Genomic DNA, 18,236 nt, shown 5'->3' with positions numbered 1-18,236 from the left:
AATCGGTTTCGGCCTGTATAATGCCGCGGCAATATTTTATCTGTTTTAATCGCCCCCAGGTGGAGATATTGCAATGCTAAGAATCGCTAAAGAAGCCCTCACATTTGACGACGTTCTGCTCGTTCCCGCTCACTCCACTGTCTTACCCAACACCGCTGATCTCAGCACTCAACTGACGAAAAACATCCGTCTGAACATCCCGATGCTCTCCGCTGCTATGGACACCGTGACCGAAGCCGGTCTGGCGATTGCGCTGGCGCAGGAAGGGGGTTTGGGCTTTATTCACAAAAACATGTCAATTGAGCGCCAGGCGGACGAAGTTCGTAAGGTGAAAAAACACGAAAGCGGTGTCGTTACCGATCCGCAGACCGTGCTGCCAACCACCGCGCTGGCCGCCGTAAAAGAGCTGACCGAGCGTAACGGCTTTGCCGGTTACCCAGTGGTCAACACCGAAAACGAACTGGTAGGCATCATCACGGGCCGCGACGTGCGTTTTGTGACCGACCTGACGTTGCCTGTTTCTGCGGTGATGACACCGAAAGAGCGCCTGGTAACAGTCAAAGAGGGTGAAGCTCGTGAAGTTGTGCTGCACAAAATGCACGAAAAGCGTGTTGAAAAAGCGCTGGTTGTTGATGACAGCTTCCACCTGCTGGGCATGATCACCGTTAAAGATTTCCAGAAAGCCGAACGTAAACCTAATGCCTGTAAAGATGCCGAAGGCCGTCTGCGCGTAGGCGCTGCGGTTGGTGCGGGCGCAGGCAACGAAGAGCGCGTAGATGCGCTGGTGGCTGCCGGTGTTGATGTGCTGCTGATTGACTCGTCACACGGTCATTCTGAAGGCGTGCTGCAGCGTATTCGTGAAACCCGTGCAAAATACCCGAACCTGGAAATCATCGGCGGCAACGTCGCCACCGGTGCAGGCGCACTGGCGCTGGCGCAGGCCGGCGTGAGCGCGGTGAAAGTGGGTATCGGTCCTGGCTCAATCTGTACCACGCGTATCGTTACCGGCGTCGGTGTTCCACAGATCACTGCGGTCTCTGACGCGGTTGCCGCGCTGGAAGGCACCGGTATCCCGGTTATCGCTGATGGCGGTATCCGCTTCTCAGGGGACATCGCTAAAGCGATTGCTGCAGGTGCAGCAGCCGTAATGGTGGGCTCAATGCTGGCCGGTACCGAAGAATCGCCGGGCGAAATCGAGCTGTATCAAGGCCGTTCGTTCAAATCTTACCGCGGCATGGGTTCTCTGGGCGCGATGTCCAAAGGCTCTTCAGACCGTTACTTCCAGAGCGATAACGCCGCTGACAAACTGGTACCGGAAGGTATCGAAGGCCGCGTTGCCTATAAAGGCCGTCTGAAAGAGATCGTGCACCAGCAGATGGGCGGCCTGCGTTCTTGCATGGGCCTGACCGGTTGTCCGACCATCGACGATCTGCGTACTAAAGCAGAGTTCGTGCGTATCAGCGGCGCGGGCATCAATGAAAGCCACGTGCATGACGTGACCATCACCAAAGAGTCACCAAACTACCGCATGGGTTCGTAATCCCGTAAAATTTAGCGCCCGGCACTCGCCGGGCGCTTTTATTATTAAGTCCATCCCAATGGAAACGCCTCAATGACGACTGAAAATATTCATAAACATCGTATTTTGATCCTCGATTTTGGTTCTCAGTATACGCAGCTGGTTGCGCGCCGCGTGCGTGAGCTGGGCGTCTACTGCGAACTTTGGGCGTGGGATGTCACCGAAGAGCAAATCCGCCAGTTCAATCCGAACGGCATCATTCTCTCTGGCGGTCCGGAAAGCACCACCGAGCTGAACAGCCCGCGTGCGCCGGAATACGTGTTCAACGCGGGCGTGCCCGTGTTGGGCGTTTGCTACGGTATGCAGACCATGGCGATGCAGCTGGGCGGCAAGGTTGAAGGCTCTAACGAGCGTGAATTTGGCTATGCGCAGGTAGAAGTGCTGACCCAAAGCGCGCTGGTGCGTGACATTGAAGATGCGATTAGCGCAGCAGGTAAACCGCTGCTGGACGTATGGATGAGCCACGGCGACAAAGTCACCGCCATCCCAGCCGGTTTTGAAACCGTTGCCAGCACCGAAACCTGTCCGTTCGCCATCATGGCTAACGAAGAGAAAAAATTCTACGGCGTGCAGTTCCACCCAGAAGTGACGCATACCCGTCAGGGCCTGCGTATGCTGGAGCGTTTTATCCGTGACATCTGCGGCTGTGAAGCGCTGTGGACGCCAGCCAAAATCATTGAAGATGCGGTTGAGCGTATTCGTCAGCAGGTTGGCGACGACAAAGTGATCCTCGGCCTCTCAGGCGGCGTAGACTCCTCTGTGACTGCGATGCTGCTGCACCGCGCCATTGGTGAGCGTTTGACCTGCGTGTTTGTCGACAACGGTCTGCTGCGTCTGAATGAAGCGGAGCAGGTGCTCGACATGTTCGGCGACCACTTTGGTCTGAACATCGTGCACGTTGCGGCTGAAGCGCGTTTCCTTGATGCGCTGGCGGGCGAAAACGATCCTGAAGCGAAGCGTAAAATCATCGGCCGCGTATTTGTTGAAGTGTTCGACGAGCAGGCACTGCGTCTGGAAGACGTGAAGTGGCTGGCCCAGGGCACCATCTATCCTGACGTGATCGAATCAGCTGCTTCTGCCACCGGCAAAGCGCACGTGATCAAATCGCACCACAACGTGGGCGGTTTGCCAAAAGAGATGAAGATGGGCCTGGTTGAGCCGCTGAAAGAGCTGTTCAAAGACGAAGTGCGTAAAATCGGTCTGGAACTCGGCCTGCCGTACGACATGCTGTATCGCCACCCGTTCCCGGGTCCAGGTTTGGGCGTACGCGTGTTGGGCGAAGTGAAGAAAGAGTATTGCGACCTGCTGCGCCGTGCTGATGCCATCTTCATCGAAGAGCTGCATAAAGCTGACCTCTACAATAAAGTCAGCCAGGCGTTCACCGTGTTCCTGCCAGTCCGTTCTGTCGGCGTGATGGGCGACGGTCGTAAATACGATTGGGTGGTTTCACTGCGAGCAGTGGAAACCATCGATTTCATGACCGCGCACTGGGCGCACCTGCCGTATGATTTCCTTGGCCGCGTCTCAAACCGCATCATCAACGAAGTGAACGGCATTTCCCGCGTGGTTTATGATATTTCGGGTAAACCACCTGCGACGATCGAGTGGGAATAATCGAGCTGTTCGCTTAGAGTAAAATCCTTTAGCAACCGTCGCTTTAAGCCCGCACATTCGCGGGCTTTTTTGTGGTGAGCTCACAGTAAAAGATAGGCGTTAGAGCGGATGTAAGCCTCCATGCATGCTTATTGGCTTGGGCGGAAGTAACTGCGGCTTCTCTGAGATGCAATTTTGCCAAAAAAGCCTTTCCGTCATCGGTTTTCCAAGGAAATAACCTTGCGCCTGATCGCATTTCACGCTGAGCAATTCATCAAATTGATAAGCGGTTTCTACACCTTCTGCGGTTACTGTCATCGAAAGCGCACGTCCTAAACCGACAATAGACTCAATGATCGCCTGACTGGCATCGCATCCTAATAAGTCAGCAATAAAGCTTCTGTCTATTTTAATGCCATCGAAAGGAAATTTTCTCAAATAGCTAAGTGATGAATATCCCGTGCCAAAATCATCCATGCTTAACCGCACGCCGATTTTTTTAAGACTCGACATAATAGTCAATACTTTCGCCGCATCGTCCAACAGAACTGATTCAGTAATTTCCAATTCCAATCGCTGAGGGGCGAGCCCGGTGTTGTGTAATACCGTGTTAATTCTGGCAATAATATCCCCTCGCTCGAATTCAACCGGTGATAAATTAACGGAAACAAATAATGTCTCAGGCCATGTAAGCGCCGTTCTACAGGCTTTATCAAGAACCCAGTCGCTTAACTGGACTATCAGGCCCGTTTGTTCGGCAATCGGTATAAAATGCTCAGGGCTGAACTGACCTTTTACAGGATGATTCCACCGGACCAGCGCCTCTGCTCCACACAGCGTATTTTCATTAATTTTAAAGCGAGGTTGAAATTCAAGGAAAAACTCTTCCTGGCGAATAGCGGTACGTAAGTCGGTTTCCATCTGCCTTTTTTGTTGAACGCGCTCGTTCATCTCTTCCACATAAAACTGCCAATTATTTCGTCCAGCAGATTTTGCTTCATAGAGTGCGATATCAGCGAATCGGATCAACTCTTCAACGGTTTGCTGATTATGGGTTGCACTAACGATACCAATGCTTACGCCCAGCGATATTTCGTGCTCGCCAATGACAAAAGGATGATTGACAGCGGCGCAAATTCTACTGCACAGCGTTGTAACATCCTGGTCTTTAAGTTGATTCTGAGTGACGATTAAAAATTCATCGCCGCCGAGTCTAACAACGAGATCGTTATCACGAACACAATTTTTTAAGCGTAATGCAACTTCGCAAAGCACGGTATCACCCGCAGAGTGCCCTAAGGTATCGTTGACAGGTTTGAAACGGTCTAAGTCCAAACTTAAAACATAAATAGGTGGCGAGTTGGATGCTTTTCCCTCTAGCTTCTCAATCATATAATTATGCAGATAATGTCTGTTCGCCAGTCCGGTCAATGAGTCATGCTGCGACATGTGCTCTATGTGAGCTTTCGCTTCTATTTCTGCGGTTTCATCCGAAACCGTTCCACGATATCCGATAATGCGGTTATGCGAGAAAATAGGTCGTACAGAGATATTGCAATAGCGCTTACGGCTTAATCCGTCTATATATTCACCAGAAAGAATTTTTCTTTCTGAGGCTTTATGTGAATTTTCATTAACTTTTTCTTTGAAATCGACAATGCTATAACTAATCAAGTGGGTAAATTTTTTCCCAATCCAATACTCTGTTGGAAAGTGAACCACACCTGTGAATCGTTCGGACAGGTATAAAATGATACCGTCACTGTCGGTTTCCCATATCCAATCTGATGCTGCTTCAGCGACAGATTTAAAACGCTCTTCGCTAATAGCCAGCGCGGCCTGACTTTCGTCGATTAACTTAGCCACTAATACAGCCCGGCGAAGTAAAAGAAAAACAAACAGACTAAATATGGCTGCAGTTATTAAGAACAAGGGAAGAACGACTTTAAGAAGATCATTGCCTGGTGTTGATGTTGTCCACAGGAGACGAAATTTTGTGCCCAGATCGGATTGCAATATAATTGAAGGTGGTGAAGCGTTTTTATTGATAAGGATATCTGTATGTAAGTTGCTTAATTCAAAGTCGCTTCCTATTTTTGCCAGTTTTACAGGATCTAAAATATCTGCAAACAGAAGGATAGGAAGGTTATCAATTGTTTCACCTTTAGGTAGTTTGCCTGGTTTAATGAGTGCAGCATAAACAATTGCAGGCTGTCCATGAATCAAATAGAAACCATGTACTGCCTGTTCATTTTCACCTTTATCACGTGCTTCCTTATACAGCTTTTTAATATCACCAGTAATAAATTTATCGGCCTGTATATTACTGATAACACCATTCACGATAGAGTAGCGTGTTTTCAGATCGGAACTCAGAATGAAGACACCTTCCAGTGAGTAATTGATATACATTGATGGGCCAATGTTATCTCTGTTGAATGCCCAGTCCACATCAACGTCTTTATGCCCAGCATAACGATAGGCATCATCCCAAAAGGCGTAATCTTTGAGCGCAGTAGTGAGTTTTTCAATATCTGAGTTTATCGCATGCTGCGCATCAGTTTGGCTGTGTTTGATTTGATGGGTGTTCTGCTCATTGGCAAGCCACATTATCGCGCTGATGGCCAAGCTAAACATTACTATCAGGAGGATAATAAAATTAACTACAAATTTTTTTGCGGCATCACCACTGTTAATTTTTATCCCGTTGGTTTTGAACATGATGTTAGCTATCCGATTATTTTGGTTATTGTGGCAGCGCATCTAAGGATTAAATGTATTTTTTTACAGTTAATGGACTGCTGGCTTTCTATTTTTCGGCAGTAATTGTAAATTCTTTAGCTTTATTTTAATGATAATGATAATGAGAACGATATTAATATTATGCCGCTGAAATCTGATTGCTTCGACGTAACGTTATTGCACTACTGTCTAATTGAGGGGGAGGGAAATAGGGTGATCTTTATTTCTAAATGATCGCCTTCAGGAGGCTGTCGGCTGCAAGGTTAGATATTTTCTGCATCACAGCATACCAGGTGAATACAAACCCACCCATTTCGTTGCAAGATAGTGCGTGATTTTTACTCATCAGGATGCCGTCGATGTTGCCTTTCAAAGTTGTACTGATCTCCCTTCTTTGCATCATCTTGCTCTCGTTAGGCGCCAGTCTGGCGCAGGCAACGCGCAGCGGCGAATTAACCTCAGAACGCGGTGGCTGGGCATCTGCACGGCGCGATTCTGCCGGCATCGCACCTGATCCACAGCGTTATGCGTCAGAAGCGATTGTGCAGGTGTATGCCGCACCAACGTATGGCTGGAAGGGCGCAGTGGCGGTGCATCCGTGGATCATCTTCAAACGTGCCGGTGAAACCCGATACAACCGCTATGAAGTGATCAGCTGGGGCAGCGGCGATAAAGTGCGTCGTAACAGCAACCTACCAGATGGTTATTGGTACGGTGCTAAGCCGCGCCTGCTGGTCGATCATCGTGGAAGTGAAGCACAAGCGTTGATTCCGCAGATCGAAGCGGCAATCAAATCGTACCCCTGGCCAACCACGTATCACGCCTGGCCAGGCCCCAACAGCAATACCTTCATGGCGCATATTGGTCGTGAAGTGCCAGCATTAAAATTGGATTTACCGGCCAATGCGCTCGGCAAAGACTATCGATCGCTGCTTAATCCGGTGGGGTTACCGCCGTCAGGTCGTGGCGTACAGCTTTCTCTGCTGGGTGTGCTGGGCGTAACGGTGGGAGCGGAAGAGGGAGTGGAAGTGAATGTGCTGGGTCTGAATATGGGACTGGATTTCACCCCCTTCAGGCTGCGTCTGCCATTTATCGGCGGCATTGGGCAGAACAATGTACAGCGAGACAATCCATAAAAATGGCCCCGATTTGGGGCCTTTTTTTTAGCAGACGCCAAAATCGCCGTCTTCGTGATACAGATTCACGGTATCGGCTCTGACTTCAATTTCTCGCTTGATGTGATCGTCAACGCGAGCGCACCACAACATATCGCCTTCCACGCGCAGCACCTGCATCTTTGGGCCACCGGTCTTCGACTGTACAAAATCATCCACGTTAAACATGCTTCTTCTCCGTCAGGTCAGTGATATTTACAGAGTTTATATGTTCGTCACGGCGTGTGCGCTGGAATTTGTGCGCTGGTTTCCAGCACGCGATTAAAGCGTGCCGCGTTGAGACCGTTCTGGTTATTTTCTAAACCTACCGCCGGTGAAATAGTAGCGAAATACACAGGGGTTGTCAGTTGACAACTCATTGCGGTAAGCATAAGGTAGCCAGCGATGTCAGACAGGAAGCGGCATCCGCATAAAGCGGTAGAAGAAGCTTTGCGATATGCAGAAGCTAAAGGGTGGCGAGTTGCTGTTGGCGGCCATCATGCGTGGGGAAAGATGTATTGTCCGGACAACTCAGCCGAGTGTCGATGTGGAGATTACTGCATTACCTGCATCTGGAGTACGCCGAAAAACCCCGAAATGCATGCCATGCTTTTGCGGCGTGTGGTGGATAACTGCAGTAGAAGCCCTAAGCGGGTTAAGTGACGAGGAACAGAACATGGAATTTGAGTTTACGCTGCGATTTCAACTCAATGATGAGATTTGCGCCAATGAAGCACTTGAGCGACTTGGTGGAAATGGCTGCACTGATGCGCTTATTGGCGCGGGCGTGGCGGGAAAAATAAGCATGACATTCAGTCGCGAAGCCATTACTGCACCGGAAGCGGTGCGCAGCGCGTTAGACGATGTTTTTCAGGCCTTGCCCGATGCTGAACTGATTGAAGCCGCGCCGGACTTAGTTGGGCTGACGGATATCGCAGAGTTAATAGGGGTTTCGCGGCAGAATATGCGCAAGCTGATGCTCAGCCACAGCCCGCAGTTTCCGCGTCCGATACATGATGGAAAAACAGCGTTATGGCATTTGATCGATGTGCTGGAGTGGTTAAATCAGCGTGGTTCAACGCGGGTCAATCCAGCATTGAGTGAACTGGCGCGCGCAACGTTGCAACTCAATTTACAGCAGATGCTGCAACGTTACGCACACTGTTTAAAGCCTTAGTGGTGTAGTAAAAATATCGTCGCCAGACCGAGGAAGATAAAGAATCCACCGGTATCGGTAATCGCGGTAATCAATACACTAGAGCCAACGGCAGGATCGCGTTTCATCCTGGTCATGATTAAAGGGATCAGTACGCCCATCAGCGCGGCCAGCAGCAGATTTAACACCATCGCCAACATCATCACGCCGCCCAGTTGCAAATTGTCGTACATCAGCCATGTGACGCCGCCCATAATGCCGCCCCAGAACAAGCCGTTAATCAATGCCACGCCGAGTTCGCGCATAATCAGGAACGAAAAGTTACCCGGCTCAACCTGATGCAGCGCCAGCGCGCGCACAATCATGGTGATGGTTTGATTACCGGTATTGCCACCGATGCCCGCGACGATTGGCATCAGTGCCGCAAGCGCAACCAGCTGCGATATGGTGGCTTCGAATAAGCCAATCACGCGCGAAGCGACAAAAGCGGTACACAAGTTAACCGCCAGCCAGGCCCAGCGTTTGCCAACCGCTTTGCGCACTGGCGCAAACACGTCTTCGCCCTGGCTGATACCCCCCATTTTACGAATGTTGCTCTCATTCTCTTCGTTCACCAAATCGACCACGTCTTCAATGGTGATACGGCCAATCAGCTTGCCTTGTGCATCGGTAACCGCAGCGGAGATCAGGTTATAACGTTCGAATGCGCTGGCAGCGTCTTCCGCTTTATCGTTGAGCTGAAAGGTGGTGGGATGCGAATTCATCACTTCGGCAACCATCATCTTGGGTTTGTTCAAGAGAATATCGGTGAGCGTTAACTCGCCTAGCAGCTGATTCTGCTCGTCAGTGATAAAAATCTTATCGGTGCCATTCGGCATTTTTTTGCCTTTGCGCAGATAGCGTTGCACCGTGGCTAAGGTAACGTCAGATCGCACTGTCAGGATGTTGAAATCCATGATCTGCCCGACACGATCGCGATCCAGCTCGATCACGCTCAGCAGGCGGGCGCGAAGACTCGGTTCAAGGGTGGTGAGCAGACGTCCGGTGAGATCGCGCGGCAAATAGCGCGCCAGATATACCTGATCGTCGATATCCAGCGGCTCAATGGCATGCAGAATATCGCGATCAGACATTTCTTCCGTCAGGCTGGCCCAAACGGTTTCTGAAGCCTCAACCAACACGTGACCGCGCTGTGCCGTTGGCACTAAACGCCACAGCGCCTGACGCTCTTCTTCTGGCAGGGCTTCAAGAATATCGGCTAAATCCGCGGCGTGTAATTGCAGCAGTTCACTCTCTAATTCTTGACGCCAGTCGGTAATGTCGCGCAGTTCGGCCGCATTGAGGTCGACGGATTTTTCCAGCAGGACATCAACCAGATCATGCTCATTTAGCAGCAGATTAAGAATGTGATGGCGGGTTTCAGCTAATTTTTGTGAATGCGAAGCAGACATAACGCGTTCCTTGTGTCTGTAAAGTCAGCTCACAGTGTAGCGCGTTGCGGGTAACAGGACGTAAAAAGCAGCATTGTCTCAAAGGATAATGTTTTTAGCAGCGACAGGAGACGCGAAAGGTCGTTAGCGCGAATCACTGGTGCTTAGCGTGACCGGTGCAGGTATGGCACTCTTTTGCTGATGATGCTCAATGGCGCCGGGAATGATGAAAAGCAGGCGGCCAAACAAAATTAAAAAACTGACCAGTAAAACAACGCGGGTCATGGTGCTGGTTTTGGGACGTCTTCGTGCAGAAATGGCGCTGTTCACGCGGCGTGGTTCCTGTAATTACCCGGTTGGGCGGAAGCAATATTTAGTCATACTTAGATCGCTAAAGCAATCGCTGTGTGAAAAATGAGCAAAAAAGAGGCGACATATTGATGGCTATCAAACAAAGTAACGGCCGCCAATAGCGGCCATTCGCTTAATAGCTGGCTTTCTGCGCCAGCAGCGTAGCGAAACGGTATTTGATGCGGTTACCGTTTTCATCACGACGATGCAGTTCACCGACATCTTCGTTGTACTTCACGATATGCCAGTTGCGGTAATAGTGGCTGAGCTCACCGGATTTAAACGCAAACGGGAAGTTTTGCGTATTGGGATAATCGTCGGTGTCCATCGCCGCCACAATCAGGTTATAGCCGTATTTGCGCGTGCTGGCCTGCATATCGGCAATCAGCTGCGGGATGGTTGCCGGCTGCAGAAACATCATCACCACCGTCGACAGCACAAACTGATAGCCGCCGTTAAACCGTACGTTGTTGAGATCGCACAGCTCGGTGTGAATGTTCTGCAGAGCCTCTTCCGCGATGATGCTGTTCAGGCGCTCAAGACTGACTGGATTGCTGTCCCATGCCGTAACGTCAAAACCATGCTGATTGAGAAACAGGCTGTTGCGGCCCTGGCCACAGCCCAAATCCAGCGCTTTCCCCGCCTCAAGATGAGGAAGGGCGGCTAGCACTTCAGAATGTGTCGGCGTGAGACCGTACTTTTCAGCGTAATAATTATCGGGGCGTGTAGTCATAACCAGATTGCGGGCCGCTGCCCGCTTTACTCCTCTTCTTCCAGCATCAGTTTCCAGCCGGTGACATCATTCCAGTAGGCTTGCTCGCGCTCGAGATCCAACTGCACCAGCGTATTCTGGCTCAGGAAGCCGGCCGGAAAGGTCAGCGTCCAATGGCCGTCGTCGGTGCTGAGCTTGAGCGAATCCGGTTTGGTGGTCGCCTGGCGCTGATTATTCAGCAGCGTGCCAAGACGCAGCAGGAACACCATCGGCAGAAACTGTTTCTTTTTAAACAAGGTGAAACGGGGCATCTCATCCTGTTTCACCGCTTTGCGGTGATAACGTACCAGCGTGGCCAACAGCATCTGTTGATCCTGATTAAAGCCCGGCATGTTGGAGTTTTGCAGGATGTAGGCCGAATGGCGCTGCATGCCGCTGTGATTGATGGTCAATCCCACTTCGTGCAGCAGCGCCGCCCACTTCAGCAGCGCCGACAGCTGCGGATTGGCTTGTTTCGGATTTTGCTCCTGCCACTGCAGATAGAGCTTCTCCGTGGTTTCCAGCACGCGACGTGCCTGATCGCTGTCAATCGCGTAGTGATTTGCCAGGCTTTGCGCGGTGCGGCTGCGGATGTCCTGATGGCGGAAGCGGCCTTCCATCTCATACAGCACGCCCTCACGCAGTGCGCCGTCAGAGAGGCGCAGCTCGCGAATCGCTAACGCATCAAACACGCCACACAAAATCGCTAAGCCGGGTACAAACACCGCTTTACGCTCTTCCGACAAGCCCGGCAGGCTCAGCGCGTTGAAGGATTTGTGCTTCAGTACTTCGGTGGTAAGCAGTTCCAGCGTTTCTGGCGTAATCAGCTTCTCTTTTTCACCCATCGCCAGCAGCACTTCACAGGCCGCTTTGATAGAGCCCGATGCGCCCAGCGCATATTGCCAACCGTGCAGACGATATTGCCACGCCATGGTTTCGAGCTTCTGCGCTGCGGAGAGGCGCGCACGGCGGAAGTTTTCTGGCGTGATATCGCCTTTCGGGAAGAAGAGATTGGCGAAGCTGACGCAGCCCATACGGCGGCTTTCCACTAGCTGCGGCTCAAAATCTTCACCAATCACCAGCTCGGTTGAGCCGCCGCCAATATCAATCACCAGTTTGCGACCTTTTTCCGGCTGAGTATGCTCCACGCCCATGAAAATCAGACGCGCTTCTTCGTTGCCGGAAATCACTTCGATCGGATAGGGAATCACCTCGGCGGCGCGCTGCAGGAACTCTTCTGCGTTGCTGGCGATGCGCAGGGTGTGCGTGCCGACGATGGTGACGTTGGCGGGACTAAAGCCCTGCAAACGTTCGGCGAACAACGCCAGACAGCTCAGCCCGCGCTCAAACGCGTCTTCGCTCAGACGATTCTGTGCATCCAGCCCATCGGCCAGATGCACACGCTGTTTCAGGCGTCCCAGCACTTGCAAAGCGCCATCCACCACGCGGGCAATGACCATATGGAAGCTGTTCGAGCCGAGGTCGATTGCCGCGAACTCTTGAGGTTTCGGCGTACTTTTATGTGAGATTGGCATAGGCGTTATTCGGGTTGTTCCAGTTTCTTGATGTAGTCGTAAATGGCCAGCTGCGAACGCACCTTTTTACGGTTGCCGCGCGGCACATAACGATTACTCAGCTCTTTGTCGACGATGCGGGCTTTCACCGTATCACTAAACAGAATGGCGATGATGTCCAGTATGCGTTGCTTCACGCGGGGATCAAGAATCGCTACGGCAACTTCAATGCGGTGATCAATGTTTCGCGTCATCCAGTCCGCGGAGGAGAGGAACACCTTTTTCTCGCCGCCGTTCTCAAAAATATAGACGCGGTCGTGCTCGAGATAGCGGTCAACGATGCTGGTAATGCGAATATTTTCACTGATGCCCGGCAAATCAGGAATGAGCGAACACATGCCGCGCACCAGCAGATTCACTTTTACGCCTGCCGATGAGGCGGCATACAAACGATCAACTAATCCGTTATCCACCAGATTATTGATCTTCAGAGTGATTCCTGCAGGATTGCCTTGCTGCGCGTTGGCAATCTCCGCATCAATAAACCGATACAACACGTCGCGCGAGTTCTGCGGTGAAACCAGCAGATGTTCGAAGGTCACTGGGCGATAGGGATTCTCAATAAAGTTGAACACGCGCCGCACTTCATTGGTGATACGCGCATCAGCGGTCAGCAATGAATAGTCAGTATAAATGCGCGCGGTTTTTTCGTTGAAGTTCCCGGTGCCGATATGCGCATAACGCACCACTTCTTCGCCTTCACGGCGCGAAATCAGGAACAGCTTGGCGTGAATTTTCAGACCCGGCGCGGAGAAGATTACATGTACGCCCGCTTCGGTCAGGCGTTTCGCCCAGCGGATGTTGGCCTCTTCATCGAAGCGCGCCTGCAGTTCAACCACCACCGTGACTTTCTTACCGTTATAGGCGGCGTGAATCATCGCATCCATGATGCGCGAGTTTTTCGCCACGCGGTAAATGTTGATCTTAATCGCCAGCACGTTCGGGTCGAACGAGGCCTGACGCAGCAGCTCCAGCACATGCTCAAAGGTGTGATACGGGTAATAGAGCAACACATCGCGATTACGGATGGCGTCAAAACCGTTGCGGAAGCCGTCAAAACCGATGTGGCGAATCTGCGGCAGCGGACGGTTTTCCAGATTGCTTTTACCCACGTTCGGGAAACCGATGAAATCTTTGAAGTTATGATAGCGGCCGCCTGGCACAATCGAATCGTAGTTCGAGATCGACAGCTTATGGCGCAGCATTTCCACCATCGCATCAGGCATATCGCGCTGATAAACGAAACGAACGGGCTCAGCATTGAGACGCTGCTTCAGGCTCGACGACATCAGCTCCAGCAGGCTCGATTCCATCTCCGTCACCAAATCGTATTCGGCGTCGCGCGTCATCTTCATTGAATAGGCATTCAGCGTATCGTAATCGAAGAAGCCTTTGAAAATTTCATCAAGGCAATAGCGCAGAATGTTGTCCAACAGAATCATTGGTTTGCGGCGGCGCGGTGATTCAGCGGGCAAGTTAATAAAGCGCGGTACCTTATCCGACGGGATCTCCAGCAGCGCATAACGAATATCGTCGCCGCGAATGATCTCCACCGCCAGATAGGTGTAATCGTCTTTAAGGAATTCAATCAGGTCAGTATCATGGTTGATCAGAATTGGCGTAACGTGCTGGCGTAATTGATGTTTGAAGTAATAACGCAGCCACTCTTGCTGATTCGGTGACAACTGGCGTTCGTTAATCAGGAAGATCTGATTACGCGCCATTTCCAGCAGCAGATCGTTGTAGAGTGCATCAAACTCTTGATCCGATTTCTGTACGCGCAGCTGAATTTTCTTTAACAGATGACGCAGAGAAGTCGGTTTTCCTTGCTCTTCGATGATCAGAATTCGCCGTTTAAGATCGGCAAAGCGGACTTTATAGAACTCTTCGAGGTTATTGGAATAAATTCCCAGGAAGCGCATACGCTCAATCAGCGGATTACTTTTATCCGAGGCTTCCTGTAACACACGTTCATTGAAGCTTAACCAGCTTAATTCTTTTTCTATATACAGCTTATCCTGACCCATTCTGACTCCGTGATGCTGTTGCTGGACGGAATGTCCGGCGGAAAAGGCGCAAAAATGCGTTACCGCTCAGTGTCCACCACCATTATGGCGAGAGTATGGCAGGCTTGTCCAACGTCAAAGGTTGTCTTATCAATCAGCTACGGGCAACATAGCGACTTGTTTCCATCGGTAACCTGGCCTGCATGAGCATAAATCGAATTCCCGTCCACTTTAGCGACCGTCGTCGACGCGCCACTGATAATTTAGTGCGCCGTATCGTCACGGCTTGCGGCGTGGGAATTTTGTTGCTGATGTTACTGCTTTTCTTCTGGCTGATTTGGGTGGTATTACCGCTGTTTAGCGCGCCGGGTATGCAGGCCACCACCCCTATTCAGCTGTGGGACAAAGCCCCAATGCTGGCGATGGGCAGCGACGGTCATCTGGGCTGGCGCATTAGCCGCAACGAAGCACGCTTTATTCCGCTGGATGGCCAACCTGCCGCACCCGCACTGGCGCTGAATGGTAAGCCCGATGCAGCCAGCGTCAGCAGCGATAACCGCAGCGTGCTGCTCAATATGCAGGGCGAACTGCTATTAATGCAACCGGATATCCGCAACGGCAGCGGCGAATGGCGTTTCCCGCTGGGCGATCGTCCGCTGCGCTTACCGCAAGGTCCGGTCAGTAACATGGCGTTGACCTCACTCAGCGACCATCAATGGCTGATTGCCGCGCAAACCGCAGCGGGTATCAGCCTGCTGACGCTGCAAAATCAACAAAAAGTGAATCAGATCCTGTTAACACAGCAGCAGGCCGATCATCTGCTGTTGTCGCCGGACGGCACCTTACTCTACGCCAGCAGTGGGCGCTTGCTGCGCGTGTGGCACATCACGCCGGATGGCGCGCAGTTACGCGAAACGCAAACCCTCAACCTGGTGCCGCAAAGCCTGCATATGCTGGCCGGCGGACGAACGTTGTTAGTTCAGGATGCGCAGGGCGTACATCAATGGTTTGCTATCGCCAGTGATAAAGGGCCGCGTCTGCAACAGATTCATACCTTCAACGGCAGCCAGCATGCGCGCGGCATTACGCCAGAATCGCAGCGCCGCGTGTTTGCGACTTACGATGAGCAGGGCACTGTTCAGCTGTTTGCCAGCAAGCAGCAGGGCGCGATCTTAACGCGTCAGCTGGCGCCGGGCATTCAGGCGCTGGCGTTCGCGCCGCGCGGTGATGCTTTGATCGTCGAACGCGCGGGACAATGGCAACAGTTCGCGCTGGATAATCCGTGGCCGGATTTTACCTGGCGCAACCTGTGGCAGAAAATCTGGTACGAAAATTATCCGCAGGCTGATTGGGTCTGGCAATCCACGGCGGCGGGCGACAGCTATCAAGCCAAGTTCAGTTTAATGCCGCTGGTGCTCGGCACGCTGAAAGCCGCCAGTCTGGCGTTATTGTTTGCCACGCCGCTGGCGCTGGCCGCTGCGATGTACACCGCGTGGTTTATGTCGCCAGGTTTACGTCGCTGGGTTAAACCCGCCATCGAAATGATGGGCGCGCTGCCAAGCGTGGTCATTGGTTTAATCGCGGGCGTTTGGCTGGCGCCACATATCAGCACCTCGCTGGTCGGCGTTTTGCTCCTGCCGCCTGTCCTCGCCGCCACATTATTACTGTGTGGCGTGCTGAGCCCGCGTTTGCCTGCCAGCTGGCGACGTCCCGGTTTTGAAGTGATTCTGCTGCTGCCTGTGCTGTTAGTCGTGACGTTACTGACGCTGTGGCTGCCGACGCTGTTTTGGCCGGAGATGGGCGAGCGTTTAGCGCATTACGAACAGCGCAACCTGCTGGTGGCCGCGCTGGCGATGGGGTTCGCGCTGATTCCGCTGATTTTCACCTTATCGGAAGATGCGTTGTTCAGCGTACCCGGCGCGCTCGGGCAGGGCTCGCTGGCGCTGGGTGCCACGCCGTGGCAAACCCTAACGCGCGTAGTGCTGCCGGGTGCATCGGCGGGCATCTTTGCTGCATTGATGATTGGCTTTGGTCGCGCAGTCGGCGAGACAATGATTGTACTGATGGCGACCGGCAACACGCCCGTCAGCGAAGGCGGCTTATTTGCTGGACTGCGTGCGCTCTCCGCCAACATCGCCATTGAGATGCCCGAAGCCGCAGCAGGCAGCGCACATTACCGCATTCTGTTCCTCAGTGCGTTGTTACTGTTGATATTTACGTTAGTGATCAACACCATCGCCGAGTTGATTCGTCAGCGCCTGCGTCAACGCTATACCCAGCATGAGGGGCACGGATGACGGCGATGAAACAAAATGATCGCTGGCGCTGGCTCACCGCCGGGGCTGTCGCGGTGTGCCTGCTGGCGTTTACCTTGCTGATTGGCCTGCTGGGCTGGCAGGGCGTGCGCGCCTTTTGGCCGCAGCCGGTCGATCAATATCAGTTCCAGCCGCCGGAAGGCAATGCGCTGATGGTATTGGGCGAAACGCTGGACAAACAGCAGCAGGGCGAGCAGTGGCGCTATGTGGTGAAAACCGGCAACCGCGATTTTGCCGCGCCCGATTTTCGCGTGCTTTACAGCCAGGGCGAAGCGAAAACCCGTCGTCCTATTGATGTGTTGGTGCTGCAGCGTCGCAACGGCGGCAATGCCTATGGCTGGCTGGTGGAGCTGCGCCAGGATAATGAAGTGATGACAGCGCACAGCCGCGATGCCTTGCTACATCAGCGTTTGCAGCAGGTACATGAGCAACTGCGGCAGGCGAGTAAAATCCGCCGCATTGAGATGGCGCGCCTTAATGCACAACTGGAAAGTCTGAAGCAGCAGGCCGATGAGCAGCAGCGTGACGGTACCTTTAGCCTGGAAATGCAGTCTGAGTTTGAGGCCAATCGCACGGCACTACAGCGGCGCTTCAATGCGCTGGCGCAGCAGTTAACGCATCTGCAACACGAAAGTCAGCGCGATACGCTGGTGTTGCGCGATGTGAACGGCGTGGATCACATCATCCCGTTGGCGCAAGTCGTTGCAGCGTGGTATCCGAATACCATGACGTTGACCAATAAAACGCTGCACTTCTTCAGCCAGATTTGGCAATTCATCAGCGACTCCCCGACGTCTGGTGGCGGTGAAAGCGGTGCGTTTCCGGCAATTTTTGGCACCGTGCTGATGGTGCTGTTGATGTCGATTATCGTCATGCCGCTCGGCGTCATCGCTGCGGTGTGGCTGCACGAATATGCTGGGCGCAATGCGCTGACGCGGCTGGTGCGCATTGCGGTGGTGAATCTCGCGGGGGTGCCATCGATTGTCTACGGCGTGTTTGGCCTCGGTTTCTTTGTCTGGCTGATTGGCGGCACCCTCGATCAGCTATTCTTCTCCCGCACCTTACCCAATCCCACCTTTGGCACGCCGGGCTTGCTGTGGGCGGCGTTAACGCTGGCGCTGCTCACGCTGCCGGTGGTGATCGTTGCCACCGAAGAGGGATTATCACGGATTCCGGATAATCTGCGTCAGGGATCGCTGGCGCTGGGCGCAACCCAGGCGGAAACGCTGTGGCGCGTGGTGCTGCCGCTGGCGGTACCGGCAATGCTGACCGGCTTGATTCTGGCGGTGGCGCGTGCTGCTGGTGAAACTGCGCCGCTAATGTTGGTGGGTGTGGTGAAAATGGTACCGGAACTGCCGGTTGACGCGGTCTTCCCTTATCTGCACCTTGATCGCAAATTTATGCACCTCGGTTTTCAGATCTACGATTTGGCTTTCCAGAGCCCCAACATTGATGCTGATCGACCGCTGGTTTACGCCACCGCCTTGTTGCTGGTGGTGATCATCCTGTCGCTCAATCTGCTGGCGATGGCACTGCGCCATCGACTGCGTGAGCGTTACCGGCTTATGACGCACTAAAAAGGTTT

Annotated in this window: 13 protein-coding genes; 6 read left to right on the top strand and 7 right to left on the bottom strand. The window is 52.6% G+C overall.

What is annotated here, in order from left to right; all coding sequences use genetic code 11:
• Positions 1-73: 73 nt before the first annotated feature.
• Both guaB and guaA read left to right on the top strand, forming a co-directional pair.
• Positions 74-1,540, top strand: a complete 1,467-nt coding sequence (gene guaB / locus AC6I8K_RS13825) for an IMP dehydrogenase (protein WP_008108316.1) — start codon at positions 74-76, stop codon at positions 1,538-1,540.
• Positions 1,541-1,612: 72 nt separating this feature from the next.
• A complete protein-coding gene (gene guaA, locus AC6I8K_RS13820; protein WP_064739543.1) occupies positions 1,613-3,193 on the top strand; it encodes a glutamine-hydrolyzing GMP synthase in 1,581 nt (526 codons plus the stop codon).
• Positions 3,194-3,292: 99 nt separating this feature from the next.
• Here the strand turns inward: guaA and AC6I8K_RS13815 are convergent, their stop codons facing one another.
• The gene (locus tag AC6I8K_RS13815) at positions 3,293-5,893 is read right to left on the bottom strand and encodes a bifunctional diguanylate cyclase/phosphodiesterase (RefSeq protein WP_497826910.1); all 2,601 of its coding nucleotides are present in this window, start codon (positions 5,891-5,893) and stop codon (positions 3,293-3,295) included.
• Between the two features lie 380 nt (positions 5,894-6,273).
• Here AC6I8K_RS13815 and AC6I8K_RS13810 point away from each other — a divergent pair, with 380 nt between their 5' ends.
• The gene (locus AC6I8K_RS13810) at positions 6,274-7,050 is read left to right on the top strand and encodes a DUF3750 domain-containing protein (RefSeq protein ID WP_483815960.1); all 777 of its coding nucleotides are present in this window, start codon (positions 6,274-6,276) and stop codon (positions 7,048-7,050) included.
• A gap of 27 nt (positions 7,051-7,077) precedes the next feature.
• On the opposite strand, the gene AC6I8K_RS13805 is transcribed toward AC6I8K_RS13810, so the two are convergent.
• A complete protein-coding gene (locus AC6I8K_RS13805) occupies positions 7,078-7,257 on the bottom strand; it encodes a GDFGVC terminal motif YodC-like protein (RefSeq protein ID WP_008108319.1) in 180 nt (59 codons plus the stop codon).
• Positions 7,258-7,744: 487 nt separating this feature from the next.
• On the opposite strand from AC6I8K_RS13805, the gene AC6I8K_RS13800 reads away from it, so the two are divergent.
• Positions 7,745-8,245, top strand: a complete 501-nt coding sequence (locus AC6I8K_RS13800) for a helix-turn-helix transcriptional regulator (protein ID WP_064739540.1) — start codon at positions 7,745-7,747, stop codon at positions 8,243-8,245.
• Here AC6I8K_RS13800 and mgtE read toward each other — a convergent pair.
• From mgtE to ppk1, 5 genes are all read right to left on the bottom strand, one after another.
• Positions 8,242-9,675 carry a magnesium transporter gene (mgtE, locus tag AC6I8K_RS13795; protein WP_064739539.1) on the bottom strand — a complete coding sequence of 478 codons (1,434 nt, stop codon included), beginning with the start codon at positions 9,673-9,675 and terminating at the stop codon, positions 8,242-8,244. The genes AC6I8K_RS13800 and mgtE overlap by 4 nt on opposite strands.
• Before the next feature lie 123 nt (positions 9,676-9,798).
• The gene (locus tag AC6I8K_RS13790) at positions 9,799-9,984 is read right to left on the bottom strand and encodes a YfgG family protein (RefSeq protein WP_064739538.1); all 186 of its coding nucleotides are present in this window, start codon (positions 9,982-9,984) and stop codon (positions 9,799-9,801) included.
• Between the two features lie 154 nt (positions 9,985-10,138).
• Positions 10,139-10,738, bottom strand: a complete 600-nt coding sequence (gene tehB / locus AC6I8K_RS13785) for a tellurite resistance methyltransferase TehB (RefSeq protein ID WP_483815959.1) — start codon at positions 10,736-10,738, stop codon at positions 10,139-10,141.
• 26 nt (positions 10,739-10,764) lie between these two features.
• A complete protein-coding gene (ppx, locus tag AC6I8K_RS13780) occupies positions 10,765-12,291 on the bottom strand; it encodes an exopolyphosphatase (RefSeq protein WP_497826909.1) in 1,527 nt (508 codons plus the stop codon).
• Positions 12,292-12,296: 5 nt separating this feature from the next.
• On the bottom strand, positions 12,297-14,357 hold the full coding sequence (ppk1, locus tag AC6I8K_RS13775; protein ID WP_064739535.1) for a polyphosphate kinase 1: 2,061 nt from the start codon (positions 14,355-14,357) through the stop codon (positions 12,297-12,299).
• Between the two features lie 182 nt (positions 14,358-14,539).
• Between ppk1 and AC6I8K_RS13770 the strand changes: the two genes are divergently transcribed.
• Both AC6I8K_RS13770 and pstA read left to right on the top strand, forming a co-directional pair.
• Complete coding sequence (locus AC6I8K_RS13770; RefSeq protein WP_497826908.1) at positions 14,540-16,633, top strand: ABC transporter permease subunit; 2,094 nt, start codon at positions 14,540-14,542, stop codon at positions 16,631-16,633.
• Positions 16,630-18,228, top strand: coding sequence for a phosphate ABC transporter permease PstA (pstA, locus tag AC6I8K_RS13765; protein WP_497826907.1), 1,599 nt, complete (start codon positions 16,630-16,632; stop codon positions 18,226-18,228). The genes AC6I8K_RS13770 and pstA overlap by 4 nt, the downstream gene beginning before the upstream one ends.
• Positions 18,229-18,236: the final 8 nt, after the last annotated feature.

The sequence above is a fragment of the Pantoea sp. X-Soil-ISGK-421 genome, from assembly GCF_059730785.1.
Note: the sequence above shows the minus strand (reverse complement) of the source record. Positions and strands in the feature narration are given on the sequence as shown.